Origin of the sequence: Endozoicomonas sp. SESOKO1, assembly GCF_024606265.1 — a bacterium.
Taxonomy (GTDB): domain Bacteria; phylum Pseudomonadota; class Gammaproteobacteria; order Pseudomonadales; family Endozoicomonadaceae; genus Endozoicomonas.
In genome coordinates this window covers 1-1,307 of sequence record NZ_JAHHPP010000143.1, presented here as the reverse complement: position 1 = coordinate 1,307, position 1,307 = coordinate 1, and the positions used below count along the sequence as shown (strand labels likewise).

The 1,307-nt window shown below is 51.1% G+C and carries 1 protein-coding gene; it reads left to right on the top strand.

The features are described from left to right. The first annotated feature begins 94 nt into the window (after positions 1 to 94). Positions 95 to 1,285 (top strand): N-acetylglucosamine-6-phosphate deacetylase, encoded by a 1,191-nt coding sequence (gene nagA / locus KDK13_RS07090; protein WP_257284276.1) that lies wholly within the window; start codon positions 95 to 97, stop codon positions 1,283 to 1,285. Positions 1,286 to 1,307: the final 22 nt, after the last annotated feature.

Below are 1,307 nucleotides of genomic sequence, written 5' to 3'. Positions count from 1 at the left end.
ATGATCTGTGATGATCCTGCAACGCTGGACCTGAAAGTTCGCACTCTACGCTACTTCCAGGATATCGAATCTGAGAATATCAAGGACTTTTGATATGTCTGCGGAGCTTATCATCAGCCCGGAAAAGACTTACGCCCTGGTTAATTTCAAACCGTTAACCGGTAATCCGGGGCAGGCGTCGATTGATACCATCATCATAGAGAATGGCCGAATTTCGGCCATTGGCAGGGCAGAAGATATTGCCGGTGATCATCAGGGTGATGACAGTCTGAAAAAAGTAGACATCCGAGGTCTTACGTTAAGCCCCGGTTTTATCGATCTGCAATTAAACGGCTGTGGTGGTGTACTTTTTAACAGTGATATCTCCATCAATACGCTGGATATCATCCACAAAACAAATCTCCGTTCAGGCTGTACGGCATTTCTTCCTACGCTGATTACCAGCAGTGATGAGGATATACGACAAGCAGTTAATGTCACCCGTGACTACATGGCCATGCATCCGGATCGTGTACCCGGTGTTCACCTGGAAGGTCCTTACCTGAGTCTTCAGCGCAAAGGCATTCATGATCCGGACTACATCCGTGAGCCATCTTCTGCAATGATCGACTTTTTCTGTGACAATGCCGATGCCATTGCCATGGTGACACTGGCACCGGAAGTCTGCCCGGAAGGAACCATTGAAAAGCTGAGTAAAGCGGGCATTATCGTTTCCATCGGCCACACCAATGCCACCTGTGAACAGGCCAGGGCGGCAGAAAAGGCCGGTGCAACCTTTGCCACCCACCTGCATAACGCCATGAGTCCCCTGGGCAGCCGCGAGCCTGGTGTGGTAGGTGCCATTTTTGACAGTCATTCTATGGGAGCCGGTATCATTGCTGATGGTCATCACCTGTCATGGGAAAACCTGCGCATTGCCCATCGTCTGATGCAGGATCGCCTGGTACTGGTGACCGATGCGACCACACCAGCTGGCACTGATATGGCAACCTTTGTCTTCTCGGGACAAACTATCTACCACAAGGATGGCAAGTGCTCCAATGCTGATGGCACCCTTGCCGGCTCCGCACTCACCATGATTGAAGCGGTGGCCAACAGCATTCGCGCAGGGATTGAGTCCCAGGCTGTGATGCGCATGGCTACCGTCAATGCAGCAAAAGCCATTCATGTTGACAATGAGATGGGGAGCATTGCGGTTGGGCAGTTTGCCAACTTCGCTATTTTTGACGATAGCTTTACCCTGCGGGGTACGGTCAGCGGTGGTGAACTGAAGCTTAAACAATAACTCTGCCTTATACGACTCCCCC